Here is a 20,249-nt window from a genome sequence, read left to right on the forward strand (position 1 = left end):
ACCTCAGGCGGCGTCGAACAACTGCTGCAGCACGGCCTCGCCGTAACGATCGAGCTTGCTGCTGCCGATGCCGGGAATGCGGGCAAGGTCGTCCAGATCGGCCGGATCGGCCTCGGCGATCGCGCGCAGCGTGGCGTCGTGGAAGATCACGTAGGCCGGCACGTTCTGCTCGCGCGCCACCTGCGAGCGCCATTCGCGCAGCGACTGGAAACGCGCGAGCGAGTCGGGGTCGAGGTCGAATGCTTCGGCTTCGGTCGTGCGCCGGCTGCCACGCCCGCGCGACACCGTCTTCGGCTCGGTGCGAAAGCGCAGCGTCGCCTCGCCCTTCAGCACCGGACGGCTCGCCTCCGTCAGCCGCAGCGCGCCGAAATGCTCGACGTCGATGTCGACATGCCCGCCCGCCACGAGCTGGCGGAACACGCTGCGCCACTGGCGGTCGTCGAGATCGGCACCGACGCCGAACACGGCGAGCTGGTCGTGACGGAACTGCTGCACTTTCTCCGTCTTCGCGCCGCGCAGCACGTCGACCAGATGGCCGACGCCGAAACGCTGCCCGGTGCGGTAGATCGCCGACAGCGCCTTCCGCGCGGCCTCGGTGCCGTCCCAGCTCTGCGGCGGGCTGATGCAGTTGTCGCAATTGCCGCAGGCGCCGGCGTGTTCCTCGCCGAACCAGCGCAGCAGCGCCTGGCGGCGGCAGCCGGTGGTCTCGCAGAAGCCCAGCAGCGAGTCGAGCTTGCGCAGCTCCAGCAGCTTGCGCTCTTCGCCGGCCTCGCCCTGTTCGATCATCTGGCGGAGGCTCACCACGTCGCCGAGGCCGTAGCTCAGCCAGGCCTCCGACGCATCGCCGTCGCGTCCGGCCCGACCGGTCTCCTGGTAGTAGCCCTCGATCGACTTGGGCAGGTCGACGTGCGCGACGAAGCGCACGTCGGGCTTGTCGATGCCCATGCCGAAGGCGATCGTCGCCACCATCACGATGCCGTCTTCCTGCAGGAAGCGGCGCTGGTTGGTGGCGCGGATCGAGGCGTCCATGCCGGCGTGGTAGGGCAGGGCCTTCATGCCGGCCTTGCACAGCTGCTCGGCGACGCTCTCCACGCGCTTGCGGCTCATCGCATAGACGATGCCGCTCTGGCCCGGGTGGCGCGCGAGGAAATCCAGCAGCGCGCGCGTACCGGCACCGTCCTTGGGCACCACGGTGTAGCGGATGTTCGGGCGGTCGAAGGAGCTGACGAACTGCCGCGCATCTTCCAGCCCGAGGCGTTCGACGATCTCGCGCCGCGTCGGCGCATCGGCCGTCGCCGTGAGCGCGATGCGCGGCACGTCCGGCCAGCGCTCGTGCAGCACGGTGAGCTGGCGGTATTCGGGGCGGAAATCATGGCCCCACTGCGACACGCAGTGCGCTTCGTCGATGGCGAACAGGCCGAGCTTCGCGCGCTCGAGCAACGACAGGAAGCGACCGGTCAGCAGGCGCTCGGGCGCGACGTAGAGCAGGTCCAGCTCGCCGCGGAGCAACCGCTGCTCGACCGCCGCGGCCTCCTCGCCGCCCAGCGTGGAATTCAGGAATGCAGCGCGTACGCCGACCTGCCGCAACGCCTCCACCTGGTCCTGCATCAGCGCGATCAGCGGCGACACGACGATCGCGACGCCATCGCGCAGCAGTGCGGGGATCTGGTAGCAGAGCGACTTGCCGCCGCCGGTAGGCATCAGCACCAGCGCATCGCCGCCGCCCGCCACGTGCTCGACGATCTCGGCCTGCTCGCCGCGGAAGGCACCGTGGCCGAAGATGCGGTGCAGCAGGTCGAGTGCGGTGTCGGTCATCTGCGGCAGGTCGGTCGTGTCGTGACTATGGGGACGCGACGTCGAGCCGCCTACCGGGCCGCGGCTCGGGCCGGCGTCGGAATTATCCGGCCTGTGCATCTCATCGGGCGAGGCGGAGGCGCAGTCGCCGGGATCGGCTTCCCGGACATACGCGCGCAAGGCCAGTCGCGGGCCCGCTTCTTGGACGAATGCCTGTTCACCTGTCCGGGCAGTGAACGAAACGTATCCCCGCGATAAATAGAAGCACAGGCGTTATGATGAACAGGCGCGCGCCTAACAGAATTTATCTTTCGTCCGTATTAGGCTTTTTCTAGGCCTCAGCAGGCCGCTTCCCTGTCAGGAAGATGAGCCCCGGTTACCCGCCGGGGCTTTTTTGTGGACGTCGTCCTATTCACTTTCCGCGGGCAGCTGATATTCAGCTGGTCAGACACAAAGTGACGTCGCCCCGGACGTCCAGTTGTTGAGCGGGCTCAGCAATTGGTACCAGGCGTCCGGGGCGACTGCCTTCGATTCTGGCGCGTTCCGCCGCTTACTGCAGCAGCGAGCGCAGCATCCAGGCGTACTTCTCGTGCGTCTGAAGGCGCTGGGTCATCAGGTCCACCGTCGGGTCGTCGCCCGCGTCGTCGGCGCGCGACAGCACGGTGCGCGCGGTGCGGCAGACGGCCTCGTTGCCGACCACCAGCTGGCGCACCATTTCCCGCCAGTCCACCGTGTTCGTCAGACCCGGCTCCTCCGGCAGCGAGGTCAGCCGGATGAACTCCGCATACGAACCCGGCGCATTGAAGCCCAGCGCGCGGATGCGCTCGGCCACGTCGTCCAGCGCGCCCCACTGCTCGGTGTACTGCGTCTCGAACATGGTGTGCAGCGCGTTGAACATCGAGCCGGTGACGTTCCAGTGGAAGTTGTGGGTCTTGAGGTAGAGGGTGAAGGCGTCCGCTAGGAAGCGTGACAGTCCCTCGGCGACCTCCTTGCGATCGCCCTCCTCGATCCCGATATTCACCGCCGGCATGCTGCCCGCGGTCTGCACGTTGCCGTTGCCGGCGGTCTGGCCAAGGTCGGATCCGTTCTGCATTTTCATTCTCCCGAAGTCTTGCCGCGACACCGGCGACAATAGTCGTGACGCCGGCTCTGGTGAAATCGAATTTCTCTCTTGGACCGATCCACGCCCTCTATCGAACCACGGTCCGAGCCGCAGGCCGCGCGCCGCCGCCTGGATGCGGCGATGACGCGCGATCGCGGCCGCCTGCAGGGGCTGTGGACGCGCTGGAACCAGGCGCCCGCAGATGCCGCGAAGCGCGAGGCCTTCGAGAACGCGCTCGAGGCGTCGATCGCCCGGCGCGAGGCACGGGCCCGCAACCTGCCGGCGGCGACGGTGCCGGACGAGCTGCCGATCGCCGCCGAAGCCGATCGCATTGTCGCGCTGATCCGTGAACACCCGGTCGTGGTGATCGCCGGCGAAACCGGCTCGGGCAAGACCACGCAGATTCCGAAGCTCTGCCTAGCTGCGGGGCGCGGCGCCGCCGGCATGATCGGCTGCACGCAGCCGCGCCGCATCGCCGCGCGCGCGGTGGCGCGCCGCGTCGCCGAGGAACTGCAGGTGCCGATGGGCGGCGCCGTGGGCTACCAGGTGCGCTTCACCGAGAACGTGGGCGAGGACACCGTCGTCAAGTTCATGACGGACGGCATCCTGCTGGCGGAGATCCAGTCCGACCGCTGGCTCTCGCGCTACGACACGCTGCTGATCGACGAGGCGCACGAGCGCTCGCTCAACATCGATTTCCTGCTCGGCTACCTCAAGCAGCTGCTGCAGAAGCGCCGCGACCTCAAGGTCATCATCACTTCCGCCACGATCGACACCGCACGCTTCGCCGCGCATTTCGCCGATGCACCGGTGGTCAGCGTCGAGGGACGCGGCTATCCGGTCGCGGTGCGCTACCGGCCGCTGGAGGGCGAATCGGAGGCGAACGCGCCGTCGGGTGCGCGTCGCGGCCCGCTCGCGGACGAGGCCGACCGCGACGGCGCGCGCACGGTCAACGAGGCGATCGTCGCCGCCTGCGACGAGATCACGTCGGAAGATCCGCGCGGCGACGTGCTGATCTTCCTGCCCGGCGAGCGCGAGATCCGCGACGCGCACCAGGCACTGGAGCGCCGCAAGTACCGCCACACCGAAGTGCTGCCGCTATATGCGCGGCTGTCGGCGCGCGACCAGGATCGCGTGTTCAATCCCGGCCCGCAGCGGCGCATCGTGCTGGCGACCAACGTCGCGGAAACCTCGCTGACGGTGCCGCGCATCCGTTACGTCGTCGACCCAGGCCTCGCGCGCGTCAAGCGCTACAGCCCGCGCGCCAAGCTCGACCGCCTGCACATCGAGCCGGTCAGCCAGGCCAGCGCGAACCAGCGCATGGGCCGCTGTGGACGCGTGTCGGAAGGCACCTGTTATCGCCTGTATTCCGAGGCCGATTTCCAGTCGCGCGCCGAGTTCACCGATCCCGAGATCCGGCGCGCGGCGCTCGCGGGGGTGATCCTGCGCATGCTTTCGCTGGGCCTCGGCCGTATCGAGGACTTCCCGTTCCTCGAGCCGCCGGATCCGCGTGCGATCGCCGATGGCTGGCAGCAGCTGGCCGAACTCGGCGCGGTGGACGACAAGCGCGCGCTCACCGCCATCGGCCGCCTGATGGCGAAGCTTCCGGTCGACGTGAAGCTGTCGCGCATGCTGGTGGCGGCCGAATCGCACGGCGTGCTGCGCGAACTGCTGGTCATCGCCGCCTTCCTCGGCATCCAGGATCCGCGCGAGCGTCCCTCCGACCAGCGCGCCGCGGCCGACAACGCGCATGCGCAGTTCGTCGACCCACGCTCGGAGTTCGTCGGCATCCTCAAGCTGTGGGACGCCTACGAGCAGGCGCATGCCGACCTGACACAGTCGAAGCTGCGCGGCTGGTGCGAGAAGAATTTCCTCGGTTTCCTGCGCATGCGCGAGTGGCGCGAGCTGCACCGCCAGCTGAAGCTGATGGCGGAAGAACTGGGATGGGCGAGCGGCCGTGTCATCGAGCCGCAGGCTCGCACGGACGCGAGCGCCCGGCCGAGGATGGCCGGGCAGGGCGATCCGAAGTCGGTCGAGCAGCGCCATGGACGGTGGCGCGGTGCGAATCGAAACGGCGCAGCGGCTCCCGCGCCCTCGCCGCAGCGTCGGGAAGCGGCACAGTCGGCCGGCGAGGCAAGTGCGCCGTCGAGCGTCGCCGACGCCGAATCCCCCGACCACAAAGCCTCCATCGCCCACTACATCAAGCTCCACCGCGCCATCCTCGCCGGCCTGCCGACGCAGGTCGGCCAGCGCGCGGACCGCGGTTACGACGGCCCGCGCGGCCGCAAGTTCCAGCTGTTCCCCGGCTCGCCGCTGGCGAAGAAGCCGCCGCCGTGGGTGCTGTCGGCCACGCTGCTCGATACCGAACGCGTCTGGGCGCTGACCAACGCCACGATCGAGCCGCAGTGGGCGATCGACGAGCTGCCGCACCTGCTGTCGCGCCGCCAGTCGGACCCGCGCTGGTCGCGCTCGCAGGGCCGCGTGATCGGCAGCGAGCAGATCTCGCTGTTCGGCCTGGTGCTCGCGCCGAAGAAGCCGATCCACTACGGCGCGCTGTTTCCCGAGGAAAGCCGCGTCATCTTCGCGCGCGACGCGCTGGTGACCGGCGAGATCAACACGCGCTCGGTGTTCCTGAAGAAGAACCTCGCCACCCTCGCGAAGGCGAAGGACGAGGAGGCCAAGCAGCGGCGCGCGGGCCTCGTCGTCGACGAAGAGTGGATGGCGCAGTGGTACCTCGACCGGCTGCCCGCGCATGTGCACAACGTGCAGGCGCTGGACGCGTGGTACGCCAGGCTGCCGCCGGCCGACAAGGCCGCGCTGGAATGGTCACTCGACGACCTGATGATCGGCGAGGCCAGCACCGCTTCGCGCTTCCCGCCGTTCTTGCGCATGGGCGACGTGCAGCTCGCGGTGAAGTACCGCTTCGAGCCGGGCGCCGCCGACGACGGCATGACCATCGCGGTGCCGTTGCATCTTCTGAATGCGCTCGACGAGCCGCAGCTGTCGTGGCTCGCGCCCGGCTTCGTCGCCGACAAGGCCGCGGCACTGATTCGCTCGCTGCCGAAGGCGCAGCGCCGCAACTTCGTGCCGGCGCCGGACTTCGCCAGGGCCTTCGCGGAGGCGCACGGCGCGTGGTCGAGCGGGCGCCCGTCCGAGCCCGATGCGTTCGGCGGCACGCTCGCGCGGTTCCTGTCCAAACTCACCGGCGTCGCGGTCGCCGCCACCGAGTTCGACGAGTCGACGATCGAGCCGCACCTGCGCGTCAACCTCCGCCTGCTCGATCGCGACGGCCGCCGCGTGCTGGCGGAATCGCGCGATCTGGCCGACCTGCGCGAGCGCTTCGGCGCGATGGCCGCCGATGCATTCGCCGAGAAGGCATCGAGTGGCCTCGCGGCCGAAGGCCTGACCACGTTCCCGTCCGCGCCGATTCCGGCCAGCGTGCGCGGCGCCGGCGGCGTGCCGGCGTTTCCCGCGCTGCAGGACGATGGCGACGCGGCGTCGCTGCAGGTTTTCGCGCAGCGCAGCGACGCCGAGCGCGCGCATCCGGCCGGCGTACGCCGCCTGCTGCGCATCGCGCTGGCCGACCGCATGCGGCAGGCGCGCAAGCAATTGCCGGTGTCCCCGAAGACGGCGCTGCTGTACGCCGCGATCGAATCCGCCGCGCCGCGCACCGGCGAGGCGGCGTCGCTGAAGGAAGGCGACCGTCTGCGGCTGGACCTGGTCGAAGGCGCGTTCGACGCATTGACCGTCGACGGGCTGGATGCGATCCGCGATAGCGATGCGTTCGCCGCGCGTCGCGAGCAGGTCGGCAAGGGCGTGTTCCCGGAAGCGACCGAACGCCTGCGACAGGCGGAGGCCATCCTGGCGGCCGTCGCCGACGTGCGCGCCAAGCTCGAGTCGCCGCTGATGGGCTGGGCCAGCGGCAACCTCGACGACATGCGCGCGCACCTCGCGTCCCTCACGCCGCCGGGGTTCCTGCGCGGCACGCCGGCTCATGCGCTGCGCGAGTACACGCGCTACCTGAGGGCGCTGTCGCTGCGTGCCGAGCGCGCGCTGCGCGATCCCGCGCGCGACCAGGCGCGGATGCTGGAACTGCGCCCGTTCGTGCAGGCGCTCGACGAGGCACCGGTCGACGACGCCGAATGGCAGGCGTTCCGCTGGGATCTGGAGGAACTGCGCGTATCCACCTTCGCGCAGGAACTCGCCGGGCGCGGCGGCGCGTCGGCGAAGAAGCTCGCCGCGCGCCTCGCGCAGTGGAAGTCGCGCGGCTAGCGGGCGCGTCGCACGCTGGCGACGACCGGCTGGCCCTCGACGTGCATGTACCAGCCGCTGAGCAATCCGGGTTTGATCGTCACGCGGGGCGCCTCGACCGGACGCGCATCGAAGCTGCCTTCGCTGACCTGCCAGCGCGAGCCGTCGTCGAGCGTGAACACGGTGCCCGTGCGCCAGCCGGTGAAACGGCCGACGAGGCGCGCCTCGACCGGCGCGCGCGTCGCCTCGCGCTTCGCGGGCGCGGCTGGCGCGGGTCGCGCGTCGGCGGCGAGGATCGCGTTGAGCTCGCGCAGCTGCGCCTCGCTAAGGCCATCCAAGCCCGTGTTGCGCATCTGCTCCGCGGTCAGGCGCTGCTCAAGCGGCACGTAAGCCGGCGGCGCGGCCATGGTCGTGAACGCGGCCGCGGCGAGGACGATCGAAAGCGGCATCGCGAAACGGTTGCGCATGGCGTCCTCACTTCACCCGGGTGACTTTCGCGCGCGTGGCGTAACCCTTCACCGAGATGTACCAGGCGTTGCCGATCACGCTCGGCGACACGGTGACCTCGGGATCGGTCAGGCGCACGCCGGCAAGGCTGGCGTCGTCGACCTGGCGCCAGACCTGGCCGTTCTGCAGCGTGTAGCTGCGGCCCATGCCGAAACCACGGAACTCGCCAGTGATCGACGAGCGGATCGGGTCCATCGAACCGAAGTTGAAGAAGCCGCGGTTCTCGTCCTCCACGCGCTTCTTGGCCGTCGCCGCGGCCTTCGCGTTCTCGGTCTCGATGGTCCGGCCCAGCCAGGTATTGAGGCGCACGAGCTCGTCGGCGCTCAGCTTGTCGAGGCCGGCGGCCTTGAACTCCTCGGGCGACATCTGCTGTTCGATCGGCGGCGCGGCGTGGGCGGCGAGGGCGGTGCAGGCGAGCGCGACGGCGAGTGCAACGGCGCGCGAACGGACGAGTGCCATGAACTGTTCCTCCGGACGGATGCCGGCTAGTGTAGACCGCCCTGCCCACGGCTTTCCGATGAACGCGCCGCCGTCCACGACGACGCACTCCTTCGCCGACGCGCTCGCCCATCCGGCCGCCCAGGTGGTGGCCGGGCCGCTGCGCGAGGCGCTCGCGGGTGCCGACGTGGCACCGATCGACGGCGGCGCCTGGCGGCTCGTGGAATCGATGCTCGGCTCGCTGGCGACGCTGGGCGCCGATGCCGACATGGTCGCCGCCGCGTTGCTGCACGACTGGCCCGGCCTCGCCGACGCGTTGGGCGATGACCTCGCGACCCGTTTTCCCGCGGTCGCGGCGCTGCTCGACAGCCAGCACGCGGCCGGGCCGGTGTCGGCGCTGCATGCGCGGCATCCGGACGGGCGCGGCAGCGAGGGCCTGCGTCGCCTGCTGCTCGCCATGGTGCGCGACCTGCGCGTGGTGCCGATCCTGCTCGCGCGCCAGCTGGCGCACCTGCGCCATGCCGCGGCGTTGCCCGAAGACGAGCGCCGCGCGCTCGCCGCCCTGACGCGCGACGTGCACGCGCCGCTCGCCAACCGGCTCGGCATCTGGCAACTGAAGTGGGAGCTCGAGGACCTCGCGTTCCGCTTCCTCGAGCCCGCCACTTACCAGCAGATCGCGCGCCTGCTCGACGAGAAGCGCGTCGCGCGCGAGCGCTACATCGAGAACGTGAAGGACGTGCTTCGCGGCGCGCTGGCCGCGCAGGGCATCGAAGCCGAGGTGGCCGGCCGGCCGAAGCACATCTATTCCATCTGGAAGAAGATGCAGCGCAAGAGCGTGCCGATCAGCGAGCTCTACGACCTGCGCGCGGTGCGCGTGCTGGTCGATAATCTCGCCGCCTGCTATGCCGCGCTCGGCGTCGTGCATTCGACCTGGGTGCCGATCCCGAGCGAATTCGACGACTACATCGCGCGACCCAAGCGCAACGACTACCGTTCGCTGCATACCGCCGTCGTCGGCCCCGAGGGCAAGACGCTCGAAGTGCAGATCCGCACGCACGAGATGCACCGCCAGGCCGAACTCGGCGTGGCCGCGCACTGGAAGTACAAGGAAGGCAGCGGGCCGGGCGGCAGCAGCGCGCAGGCCGCAGCCGCGTTCGAGCGCAAGATCGCCTGGATGCGCCGCCTTCTGGAGAACGCGGGCGAGGAGGGCACGCTTGCCAGCGAGCTCGACAGCGAGCTCGTCGAGGACCGCATCTACGTGCTCACGCCCAAGGGCGAGGTGGTCGACCTGCCGGCGGGCGCGACGCCGCTCGATTTCGCTTACCACGTGCACACCGAAGTCGGGCATCGCTGCCGCGGCGCGAAGGTCGACGGCCGCATCGTGCCGCTGGACCACAAGTTGCGCAGCGGCGACCACGTCGAGATCCTGACCGGAAAGGTGTCCGAGCCGCGACGCGACTGGCTGGTCGCATCGAACGGCTTCCTCGCCAGCGCGCGCTCGCGCGAGAAGGTGCGCACCTGGTTCAACCGCCTCGACCGCGCGCGCAACGAGCAGGCCGGCCGCGAGATGCTGGAGAAGGAACTGCGCCGGCTGTCGCTGCTCGGCGCAGACCTCGCGCCCGCGCGCGAGCGCTTCCATGTGGCAAGCGACGGCGACCTGTACGTGCTGGTCGCGCTCGGCGACATCGGTCCGCACCAGGTGGGCCGCGCCCTGCTGGAGCACGAGCGTGCGCAGGGAGAAGCGACCTCGGCGCCGCCGTCGACACACGCGACGACCGTCACGCGAAAGGCTGCAAGTGCGCGCGCGGGCGAGTTCACCGTCGAGGGCGTCGGCAACCTGCTGGTACAGATCGCGCGCTGCTGCCAGCCCCTGCCGGGCGAGGCGATCGTTGGCTACCTGACGCGGATGCGCGGCGTCAGTGTCCATAGGCCCGACTGCGCCTCGTTCCAGCGCCTCGCCGCCGCGCAGCCGCAGCGCGTGCTGCCGGTGGAATGGCAGCGCGCGGGCACCGGCTACGACGTGGATGTCGAACTCGTCGCGCTCGACCGCAAGTGGCTGCTGAAGGAAATCACCAACGTGGTCGCGCAGCAGGGCGTGGCGATCGGCAGCATGAACACGGAGCACGCGCGCGGCGGCAGTCGCGTCACGTTGCGGCTGCGTTTGCGCGTCGCCGATTACGGTCAGCTGTCGTCGGTGCTCGGCAGGCTGGCCGCGCTGCCCGGCGTCGAACAGGCGCGGCGCGTCTAGGGCAACACGTCGCCCAGCGCGCGGCGCACCGCATCGCGTGCGGCGTCGGCGGAAAAATGCCGGCGCACGTTGTCGAGCCCGTTCGTGGCCAGGCGCGTCCACAGCGCCTCGTCGGCATCGAGACGCAGCACGCCGTCGGCGAAGGCGTCTGCATCGTCGGCGACCAGCACATCCTCCCCGTCGACCAGGTGCATGCCCTCGACCGCACAGCGCGTCGCCACCACCGGCTGCCCGTGCGCCATGCTCAGGTTGACCTTGCCCTTCACGCCCGCCCCGTAGCGCAGCGGCGCCACCGCGATGCGCATGCCGTCCATGTACGGCGCGAGATCCGGCACATGTCCATGCAGGCGCACGCCGTTCACCGTCGCCAGCGCCATGATCTCCGGCGGCGCATCTGCGCCGATGCAGTGGAAGACGACGTCGGCCCGGCACGCGCGGATACGCGGCCAGACCTCGCGCACGAACCACAGCACCGCGTCCACGTTCGGCGGATGCCGGAAACCGCCTACGAACACGAGATCGCGACGCTGCGCGAACGGCAGGCCCGCGCCCGCGACCTCATGAATGTTGGAGACGATCTCGACCTGTGCGTTCGGCGCGTCCTCGGCGAGCACCGCGCGCTCGGCCTCGCTGACCAGCAGGGTGACGTCGCTGCGTTCGATCACGTCGAGCTCGAGCCTGCGCGTGCGCGCGGCGGCGCGCAGCGCCGCTGGATCGCCCGACAGCTCGGCGGCGCGGCGCTCACGCAGGTAGTGGAGGTCGACGGTGTCGAACAGCACGCGGGCCTGCGGCGCATGGCGCCGTACCAGTGGCAGGAATTCGCGCGCGACGTAGTGCCTGCACAGAACGACGGCATCGAAGCGTGCGCCGTGGCGGCGCAGCCAGGCGGGAAAACGCGGCGCATGCGGCGCGTGCCAGCACTCGATGCCCAGTGCCTGGAGGCGCGCGGTGGCCGCTCCGGCGTCCATGCGGTTGGCAGGCAGGAACACGACATGGGCACCTTCCGCGATCAATAGGCGCATCAGCCCGATCAATCGCAGTGAACCCGAATCGCGAGTTGCATCGGGCGTCAGCGCGTCGACGATGAGGATCGTCGGCCCGGCCGGGCGCGCGGCGGCGTCCGGATCACCACCCGGCGCCGGCTGCGCGCGTAGGGCGTGGTGCCACTTGTCGAGAAACTTCGACCGATTGGCCACCTGATAGGCCTTCGCGCCCTGCGACGGGTCGGTGCCCGACGTCGCGCCTTCGCAGTGAACCACGCGTGACGCGGGCTGCACGCGTACATCGAGGCCTTTCGAGCGAACCGAGAACGCGAGGTCCGTGTCCTCGTAGTACGCCGGCGCATAGCGCGTATCGAAGCCGCCGAGCGCATCGAACAGCGCATGGCCGATCGCGATCGCGGCACCGGAGCAGTAGTCGGTGCGGCGCGCATACGCGTAGCGCGGGTCCGACGGGTCACCGAAGCGCCCGTAGTTCCAGGCGCTGCCGTCGTCGAAGACGAGGCCACCGGATTCCTGCAGCCGCCCGTCGGGATAGACGAGCTGTGAGCCGGCAAGACCGGTGCGCGGACGCGTGACGAACGTTTCGAGCAGCGCTTCCAGCCAGCCGGGCTGCGGCACCGTGTCGTTGTTCAGGAATACCAGCACGTCGCCGCGGGCGAGCGAGGCGCCGTCATTGCACGCGGCGATGAAGCCACCGTTGCTCGTGCGGCGATGGAAGCGCAGGCCGTCGACCTGCACGAGCGATGCGGCCGTCGCGTCCGACGAGCCGTCGTCGACGACGATCACCTCGTGCGGCGTGGACGGCGGATGCGCGGCCAGTGCGCGCAGGCAGGCCAGCGTGTAGTCGAACTGGTTGAAGACCGGGACCACGATGCTCGCGCGCGGCGAGTCGGAGGTCGACAGCGCGAACGGCGCGAAGGGCGCGGCGGCCGGAAAGTAGAGGTCGACCGACGGCGCACGCGGCGGCGCGCGCAGGTGGTCGCGGATGCGCTCTAGCGTCGGCCCCGGCCCGCGCGTGCGCAGGCTGGTCGCGGTACGGCGCAGCAGGCCGCGCGCGCGCGCGATGGAGAAGCGCAGGTCCGCCCAGCTCATCCCCATGCGATGTCCCACATACGTGGCTGCCTCCAACTGCGCGTGAACCGTCGCCCGCGCGCCGACGGTGGCCGCGGGCGCCTGCGCTAGACTCCGGGCAGGCGGGCGCAGCCCATCATTCTCGCATTCCGTGGCCCGAATCGATTACGACGAAGACGATGATGCCGGCCAGGCCGGCACCCGGCCGCAATGGCGGCGTCGGCTGATCACGGGCGTGCTGGTGGTGCTGGGGCTGGGGCTCGGCTTCCTCATTCCCTACGTCACCTACCTCAACCACGAGGTCGGCGAGCGCTTCGGCCAGTTGCGATGGCAGCTGCCCACGCGCGTATACGCGAGGCCGCTGGAGCTGGCGACCGGCGTCGCGCTCGATGCCGCCACGCTCAGGACCGAGCTTGAAGCCGCCGCCTACCGCGCGGGCGACGGCAGGCGCGCCGGCACCTATGCGCAGGACGGTTCGCGCTGGACGGTCTCGAGCCGGGGCTTCAATGACGTCGACGGCGCCGTCCGTGCGCGTCGCGTCGAGGTAACGCTCTCTGGCGGCCGCGTGCTCGGCCTGCGCGATCCCGACAGCCGAGCCACGTTGCGCGCGCACCGCCTCGATCCCGCGCGCATCGCCACGCTCTACGGGCAGAAGCAGGAAGAGCGCCGGCTGGTGCGCATCAACGAGGTGCCCGACCTGCTCGTCACCGGCCTGCAGGCCGTAGAGGACCGCGATTTCAACCGCCATTTCGGCATCGATCTCTCCGGCATGGCGCGCGCCGTGCTCGTCAACCTGCGCACCGGCGACCGCCGCCAGGGCGCCAGCACGCTCACCCAGCAGCTTGCGCGTTCGGGCCTGCTCGGCATCGGGCAGGAACAGACGTTCACGCGCAAGTTCAACGAAATCATCTACGCGATGCTGATCGAGGCGCGCTACGACAAGAGCGTGATCCTCGAGGCCTATTTCAACCAGGTCTACATCGGCCAGCGCGGCTCGCAGGCGATCCGCGGCGTCGCCGCCGGCGCCGAGTTCTGGTTCGGCCGCGACCTCAAGGACCTCACCACCGAGCAGATCGCGCTGCTGATCGGCATCGTGCGCGGGCCGTCGTACTACGACCCGCGCGTGCATGCCGATCGTGCGCGCGAGCGTCGCAATTTCGTGCTCGACAAGATGCTCGAGACCAGCCTGATCGACCAGGCCGAGCACGACCGCGCGCAGAAGGCGCCGCTGGGCATCACCGAGAACCCGACTTCGCTCGCGCCGAACCGCTTCCCGGCCTACGTCGACCTGGTGCGGCGCCAGCTGGCGCGCGACTACCCGAGCGAGGCGCTGGGTGGCGCCGGCCTCAGCGTGATGACCGGAATGTCGCCGTCGGCGCAGGCGTATTCCGAAGGCGCGGTCACCAAGACGCTGAAATCGCTCGAGTCCAAGAAGCGTCCCGAGCTGCAGACCGGCATGGTGGTGACCGACGTGCACCGCGGCGAGGTGGTCGCGGTGGTCGGCGCGCGCCAGGTGTCGGAGCACGGCTTCAACCGTGCGATCGAGGCGCAACGCCCGGTGGGCTCGCTGCTCAAGCCGTTCGTCTACCTGCTGGCGTTGGCCGAGCCGGACAAGTGGTCGCTGGCGAGCTATGTCGAGGACGCGCCGATCACGGTGAAGATCCCGGGCAGCAAGTCGTGGACGCCGGGCAATTCCGACGGGCGCAGTCGCGGCACGGTGCGCCTGGTCGATGCGCTCGCGCTGTCGCTGAACCAGGCGACGGTGCGCGTGGGCATGCAGGTCACGCCGCAGCGCCTGGCCGATCTGATCCGCACGCTGGCGGGCATCGAGATCGAGGGCAACGTCAATCCGTCGCTGATCCTCGGCGCGGTCGACCAGAGCCCGTATGCGATGGCGCAGCTCTACCAGTTCCTCGCCTCGGGCGGACAGATCCAGCCGCTGCGCGCGGTGCGCGGCGTGCTCGATGCCAATGGGCGCGCGCTCAATCGCTACGACAAGCCGGCGGCGCCCGCACAGCCGGGCGATGCGGTCGCGGCCCGTCTGGTGACGGTCGGCCTGCAGCAGGTGGTCAGCCGCGGCACCGCGCGGCAGCTGGTGAACGACGGCCTCGGCAGGCTGTCGCCCGCCGGCAAGACCGGTACGTCCAACGACGGCCGTGACAGCTGGTATGCCGGCTACACGGGCGACCATCTCGCCGTGGTCTGGGTCGGCAACGACCAGAACAAGACCACCGGCCTGTACGGCGCGACCGGCGCCATGCGTGTCTGGTCCGCGCTGTTCGCACGACTGCCCACGGCGCCGCTGGCGGTGCCGGACGAGGGACTGGACTGGCGCTGGGTGACCGGCAGCCACACCACCGACCCCGGCTGCCCGGGCTCCGAGCGCTTCCCGTTCGTGCCGGGCTATGCGCCGTCGTCGACGCCGTGCCCCTACGGCTCGCCGAGCGCGCCGGCCGTCGAAGAAGCGGCCGGCAGCGAAGACGAAGGCGGCGGCTTCTGGAGCCGCCTGTTCGGCGGCGGCTCCGATGCCGAGCCCGACCCCGCCAAGCGCCTGCCGCAGCAGCCCGCACCGGCGCCGGTCGACGGAGGCCAGCGATGAAGCACGTACTTTGCGTCGTCCTTCTGCTCGTACTCGCCGGTTGCGCGACGTCGCCCCCGCCGAGCCCCGCGCCCGCGTTCGACGCCGCGGCTGCCGTCGCCACGATCCGTGCTGCCGGGGCCGAGCTGCCGACCGAACTCGACGTGCAGCCCTTGCAGGATCCGCTGGTCACCGACCTGCGCGAGCAGGCGCGCGCCGACGAGCAGGCCGGGCGTTTCGATGATGCGGCGTCCGCGCTCGACCACGCACTCGCCGAACGCCCCGACGACCCCGCGGTGCTGCAGGAGCGCGCCGAGCTCGCGCTGCTGCAGCGCCAGCCCGACGCCGCATTCGCGTTCGCCCAGCGCGCGCGGCGTGTCGGCCCGACGGTGGGCCCGCTCTGCCGTCGCTCGGTGCAGACGCTGCTGCAGGTCGAGCGCATCCGCGCGCAGATGGGCGACGACGCCGCGACCGCGCGCGCCGACGCGCTCGCGAGCGAGCGCGACGCCTGCACGGTCAAGCCGCCGCCGCGGTACTGAGATGACGTCGTCCCGCCTGGCCGACGCGAGCCGTGCGGCGCTCGCCGATGGCGGCCAGCTCGCCGGCGGGATCGACGGCTTCCGCGCGCGCCCCGCGCAGCAGGACCTGTCGGCCGCGATCGCCGAGGCCTTCGACACGCGCGGCACGCTGCTGGCCGAGGCCGGCACCGGCACCGGCAAGACATTCGCCTACCTCGTGCCCGCGCTGCTGTCGGGCAAGAAGACGATCATCTCGACCGGCACGCGCGCGCTGCAGGACCAGCTCTACCACCGCGACCTGCCGCGCGTGCGCGACGCGCTCGGCGTCGGCTTCCGCAGCGCGCTGCTCAAGGGGCGCGCGAACTACCTCTGCCATTACCGCATGCGGCAGGCGCAGGGCGGTGCGGATCTCGTTCCCGGGCTGAAGGACGCCGGCGCACGCTTCTCCACGCGCGAGCAGGCCGCGCAGTTCGAGCGCATCGTGGCCTGGTCCGGCCGTACGCGCATGGGCGACCTCGCCGAACTCGCCGACCTGCCGGAGGATTCGCCGCTGCACGCGCTGGTGACCAGCACGGCGGAGAACTGCCTCGGCACCGAATGCCCGTTCTTCCAGGAGTGCTTCGTCGTCGCGGCGCGCCAGCGCGCCCAGGCCGCGGACGTGGTGGTCGTCAACCATCACCTGCTGCTGGCCGACCTCGCACTCAAGCAGGAAGGCTTCGGCGAAATCCTGCCGGGCGCGGAAGCCTTCGTCATCGACGAGGCGCACCAGCTGCCGGAGCTCGCCGCGCAGTTCTTCGGCGAATCGCTCAGCGCACGGCCATTGGTCGAACTCGCGCGCGACACGTTGCTCGAATGCCGCCAGGTGCCGGCGGCGCTCGCCAGTCTGCAGGCGCCGGCGAACGAACTCGAGCACTGCGTACGACTTCTGCGCACGTCGATGGACCTGCTGCCCGTGCGTGGCACGCGTCGGCGCGCACAGGAGGAACTCGCTGTCGAAGCCGCATTCGACGCGCTCGACGACGCGCTGGCCGCGTTGCAGGACGCGCTGCGCCCGCTGGCGGCGGCGTCGCCCGGTTTCGACAGCTGCCTCGCGCGCGCCGACGAGTTCCGCGGGCGTCTCGATCGCTGGCGCAACGAGGCCGACCACGATGCGCCGGTCGAAGCCGAAGACGACGAACCGGAAGCGGACGACGCACCGCCGCGCCGCCGCAACGACGGCAGCGTGCTCTGGTACGAGCTCAGTGCGCGCGGCTTCCGACTGTCGCGCACGCCGCTCGACGTCGCCGGCCCGCTCGCGCAGCACCGTGCGCGCACGCAGGCGGCGTGGGTGTTCACGTCGGCGACGCTCGCCGTCGGCGGCCGCTTCGAGCACTTCTCGATCAAGCTCGGCCTGTGGCAGCCGCAGACGATGCTGGCGCCGAGCCCGTTCGACTGGCAGTCGCAGGCGCTGTGCTACGTGCCGCGCGGGCTGCCCGAGCCTTCGGCGCGCGACTACACCGCGGCGGTGATCGACGCCGTGCGTCCGGTGCTGCAGGCCTCCGGCGGCCGTGCCTTCCTGCTGTTCGCCTCGCATCGTGCGTTGCGCGAGTCGGCCGAGCTGTTGCGCGACGGCCCGTGGCCGCTGTTCGTACAGGGCGAGGCGCCGCGCTCGGTGCTGCTGGAACGCTTCCGTGCATCGGGCAATGGCGTGCTGCTGGGCGCTGCGAGCTTCCGCGAGGGCGTCGACGTGGCCGGCGACGCGCTCAGCGTGGTCGTCATCGACAAGCTGCCGTTCGCGGCGCCCGACGATCCCGTGTTCGAGGCGCGCCTGGATGCGATCCGCCGCAACGGCGGCGTGCCGTTCCGCGACGAGCAACTGCCGCAGGCGGTGATCACGCTCAAGCAGGGCGTCGGCCGCCTGATCCGCACCGAGACCGATCGCGGCGTGCTGGTGCTCTGCGATCCGCGGCTGGTCAACCGCCAGTACGGTCGCGTGTTCTTCAACTCGCTGCCGCCGTTTCCCAAGACCCGCGACCTCGCGCCGGTGCGCGAATTCTTCGGCGTCGCCGACCTGCCCGACGCCGACGATCCGCAACAGCCCCTGCTCGGCTTCGCCTGAAGCTGCGATCATGCCGCGATGAAACTGCTCGCCTTCGAAACCGCCACCGAAGCCTGCTCCGTCGCGCTGAGCGTGGACGGCGAGGTCGTCGAACGCTTCGAGATCGCGCCGCGCCGCCATGCCGAGCTCGCACTGCCCTGGGCCGATGCGCTGCTCGCCGACGCGGGCCTCGCACGCTCGCAGCTGGATGCCGTCGCCGTCGGTCGCGGCCCCGGCGCATTCACCGGCGTGCGCCTGGCGATCGCGATCGCGCAGGGTGTGGCGCTGGGGCTTGATCGCCCGCTCGTGCCGGTGTCGACGCTGGCCGCGCTCGCGCTGCCTGCGGCACGGGCGAACCCCGGCGCGCCGGTGCTCGCGGCGATCGACGCGCGCATGGGCGAGCTCTACGTCGCCGGCTATCGCGTCGTGGACAACGTGCTGGATCCGCTGCTCGACGAGGCGCTGCTGTCGGCGTCGCAGGTGGCGGTGGACGGGGACGGCTGGCGCGGCGTCGGTACCGGCTTCGGCGCGGGCGACGCGGCGCTCGCGACGCACCTCGCCGCGCAACTCGCGCATGTCGACGCCACCGCACTGCCGCATGCCGGCGACGTCGTGCGCATCGCGGCGCAGGTCTTCGCGAGCGGCGGCGCGATCGCGCCGGAACTCGTCGAGCCGGCCTACCTGCGCAACAACGTCGCGATGACGCTGGTCGAGCAGCAGGCGTTCCGCGAATCGAAGAACCGCTGATCGCCCATCGCGCGCCGTGGTTCGCGCGATGGATCCGGAACTCGCGATGGACCGGGCGGCGCCGCGCCCGCGTCCTCAATCGTCGACCAGCGTGCCTTCCGGCCGGAACCACCACGTACGCGTGACGTGCAGGATGTCCGGGTCTTCCTTGGTGCGCGGCAGCGGCGGGTAGGGCTCGGCCATCGCGGCAATTCGGAGCGCCGCCTGGTCGAGCGCGGGAATGCCGCTGGACTGCACGATGTCCGAGCGTTCCACGCTGCCGTTGCGGCGCACCGCGATGGTGATGACGACCTGTCCCGACAGCCGGCGACGACGCACTTCCTCGGGATAGTTGAGGTTGCCGACGCGCTCGACGCGGTCCACCCATTCGCGCAGATAGCCCGCCCACACGTATTCCTGCGTGCTCGCCGAGACGAACTTGCGCTTGGGCCGCTTGGCGTAGCGCTGCGAGCGCAGGTGCAGCTCCGCGGCGAGCCGCGCCATGCGCGCGTCGCGTTCGATCTTCTCGTCGCCCACCGGCGCGGGCACCGCGGTCGGCGTCGGCGTGGCCTGCGGCGTGGGCGTGGTGGCCGTGCCGCGCGCGCTGCTGACGATGCGCGCCTGCGGCGGCGGTGCTGGCGCGGGCGACTGCGCGCGCAGCTCGCGCGGCGCGACGCCCGGCTCGGCCTGCGGTGCGGTGCCGACTTGTGGCTCGCGCGGGCGCGTGGTCTTCTCGTGCTCGCCGCCGCCCTCGTTGCTGGCCTGCGCGAGGAAGTCGGCCTGCCTGGGCGTCAGCGCGCTCTGCGTCTCGGTGAAGATCACATCGAGCGTCGGCACCACCGGCGCCGCCGCCTCCGGCGCGAAGCCGACCGCGAGGATCACGAACAGGTGCAGCGCCAGCGAGATCGCGAGGGTGACGCCCAGCCGCCGCGATTCCACGATGCCCGGCGCCTGCTCGGTCACGACGGCCGCCATCGCGTCAGCCGACCCGTGCCTCGATCGCATCGAACAGCAGGCCGGCGATGTTCAGGCCGAACTGCGCGTCGAGCTCGCGGATGCAGGTCGGGCTCGTCACGTTGACCTCGGTGAGATGCCCGCCGATCACGTCGAGGCCGACGAAGATCATCCCGCGCGCCTTCATTTCCGGCCCGACCTGCGCGGCGATCCAGCGGTCGCGCTCGGTCAGCGGGCGGCCCTCGCCGCGGCCGCCGGCCGCGAGGTTGCCGCGGAACTCATCCCCTTGCGGGATGCGCGCCAGGCAGTAATCGACCGGCACGCCGTCCACCAGCAGGATGCGTTTGTCGCCGTCGACGATCTCCGGCAGGTAGCGCTGCGCCATCGCCAGATGGCTGCCGCCCTGCGTCAGGGTCTCGAGGATCACGTTGAGGTTCGGCTCGCCGGCCTGCGCGCGGAAGATCGATCGGCCACCCATGCCGTCCAGCGGCTTGAGCACCGCCTGGCCGTGCCCGGTGACGAAACGCTTCAGCTCCGCGGCGTCGCGGCTGACCAGCGCCGGCGGGCAGCACTGCGGAAACAGCAGCGCGGCGAGCTTCTCGTTGTAGTCGCGCAGGCCCTGCGGATCGTTGACCACCAGCGCGCCGGCGCGCTGCGCGATGCCGAGGATCTGGGTGTCGTGGATGTACTGGTCGTCGACCGGCGGGTCCTTGCGCATCAGCACGACGTGACCCGTACCCAGTTCGAGCTGTGACGCCTCGCCCAGTTCGAACCATCCGGCCGGGTCGTCGACCACCTTCAGCGGCGCCACGGCGGCGAAGGCGCGACCATCGCGGACCGCGAGCCCGCCGGGCAGCACGTAGTGCAGCCGGTGGCCGCGGCGCTGGGCCTCGAGCAGCATCGCGAACGTGGAATCCTTGGCGATCTTGATGGAACCGATGGGGTCCATCACGACGACGATGTCGAGGGGCATGGCTCAAGCCG

Annotated in this window: 13 protein-coding genes; 6 read left to right on the top strand and 7 right to left on the bottom strand. The window is 70.8% G+C overall.

Going from position 1 to position 20,249, the window contains the following annotated elements; translation table 11 throughout:
- Positions 1-3 precede the first annotated feature (3 nt).
- Both recQ and IE066_RS00500 read right to left on the bottom strand, forming a co-directional pair.
- Positions 4-1,815: a DNA helicase RecQ gene (recQ, locus tag IE066_RS00495; protein ID WP_189446383.1), complete on the bottom strand. Its 1,812-nt coding sequence runs from the start codon at positions 1,813-1,815 to the stop codon at positions 4-6.
- 529 nt (positions 1,816-2,344) lie between these two features.
- Positions 2,345-2,893 carry a Dps family protein gene (locus IE066_RS00500; protein WP_189446384.1) on the bottom strand — a complete coding sequence of 183 codons (549 nt, stop codon included), beginning with the start codon at positions 2,891-2,893 and terminating at the stop codon, positions 2,345-2,347.
- 93 nt (positions 2,894-2,986) lie between these two features.
- Between IE066_RS00500 and hrpA the strand changes: the two genes are divergently transcribed.
- Entirely contained in the window at positions 2,987-7,168 is a 4,182-nt protein-coding gene (gene hrpA / locus IE066_RS00505) for an ATP-dependent RNA helicase HrpA (RefSeq protein ID WP_268244869.1), read from the top strand.
- On the opposite strand, the gene IE066_RS00510 is transcribed toward hrpA, so the two are convergent.
- Positions 7,165-7,614, bottom strand: a complete 450-nt coding sequence (locus tag IE066_RS00510; protein ID WP_189446386.1) for a hypothetical protein — start codon at positions 7,612-7,614, stop codon at positions 7,165-7,167. The genes hrpA and IE066_RS00510 overlap by 4 nt on opposite strands.
- A gap of 7 nt (positions 7,615-7,621) precedes the next feature.
- A complete protein-coding gene (locus tag IE066_RS00515; protein WP_189446387.1) occupies positions 7,622-8,113 on the bottom strand; it encodes a hypothetical protein in 492 nt (163 codons plus the stop codon).
- Positions 8,114-8,171: 58 nt separating this feature from the next.
- On the opposite strand from IE066_RS00515, the gene IE066_RS00520 reads away from it, so the two are divergent.
- Positions 8,172-10,340: a RelA/SpoT family protein gene (locus IE066_RS00520; RefSeq protein ID WP_189446388.1), complete on the top strand. Its 2,169-nt coding sequence runs from the start codon at positions 8,172-8,174 to the stop codon at positions 10,338-10,340.
- Here IE066_RS00520 and IE066_RS00525 read toward each other — a convergent pair.
- Positions 10,337-12,439 carry a glycosyltransferase gene (locus IE066_RS00525; RefSeq protein WP_189446389.1) on the bottom strand — a complete coding sequence of 701 codons (2,103 nt, stop codon included), beginning with the start codon at positions 12,437-12,439 and terminating at the stop codon, positions 10,337-10,339. The two genes, IE066_RS00520 and IE066_RS00525, sit on opposite strands and share 4 nt — an antisense overlap.
- Positions 12,440-12,563: 124 nt before the next feature.
- Here IE066_RS00525 and mrcB point away from each other — a divergent pair, with 124 nt between their 5' ends.
- Genes mrcB through tsaB form a run of 4 tightly spaced genes read left to right on the top strand, consistent with a single transcriptional unit; the run spans position 12,564 to position 18,332 of the window.
- Entirely contained in the window at positions 12,564-15,011 is a 2,448-nt protein-coding gene (gene mrcB / locus IE066_RS00530; RefSeq protein WP_189446390.1) for a penicillin-binding protein 1B, read from the top strand.
- Positions 15,008-15,529, top strand: coding sequence for a tetratricopeptide repeat protein (locus IE066_RS00535; RefSeq protein WP_189446391.1), 522 nt, complete (start codon positions 15,008-15,010; stop codon positions 15,527-15,529). Before mrcB ends, IE066_RS00535 begins: the two co-directional genes overlap by 4 nt.
- Before the next feature lies 1 nt (position 15,530).
- Entirely contained in the window at positions 15,531-17,606 is a 2,076-nt protein-coding gene (gene yoaA, locus IE066_RS00540; protein WP_189446392.1) for a DNA repair helicase YoaA, read from the top strand.
- Positions 17,607-17,624: 18 nt separating this feature from the next.
- Positions 17,625-18,332 (top strand): tRNA (adenosine(37)-N6)-threonylcarbamoyltransferase complex dimerization subunit type 1 TsaB, encoded by a 708-nt coding sequence (gene tsaB, locus IE066_RS00545; RefSeq protein ID WP_189446393.1) that lies wholly within the window; start codon positions 17,625-17,627, stop codon positions 18,330-18,332.
- Between the two features lie 75 nt (positions 18,333-18,407).
- Here the strand turns inward: tsaB and IE066_RS00550 are convergent, their stop codons facing one another.
- The gene (locus IE066_RS00550) at positions 18,408-19,286 is read right to left on the bottom strand and encodes an energy transducer TonB family protein (RefSeq protein WP_189446394.1); all 879 of its coding nucleotides are present in this window, start codon (positions 19,284-19,286) and stop codon (positions 18,408-18,410) included.
- 4 nt (positions 19,287-19,290) lie between these two features.
- Positions 19,291-20,238, bottom strand: coding sequence for a glutathione synthase (gene gshB, locus IE066_RS00555; protein ID WP_189446395.1), 948 nt, complete (start codon positions 20,236-20,238; stop codon positions 19,291-19,293).
- Positions 20,239-20,249: the final 11 nt, after the last annotated feature.

The sequence above is a fragment of the Cognatilysobacter xinjiangensis genome (assembly GCF_014651995.1).
GTDB lineage: Bacteria > Pseudomonadota > Gammaproteobacteria > Xanthomonadales > Xanthomonadaceae > Cognatilysobacter > Cognatilysobacter xinjiangensis.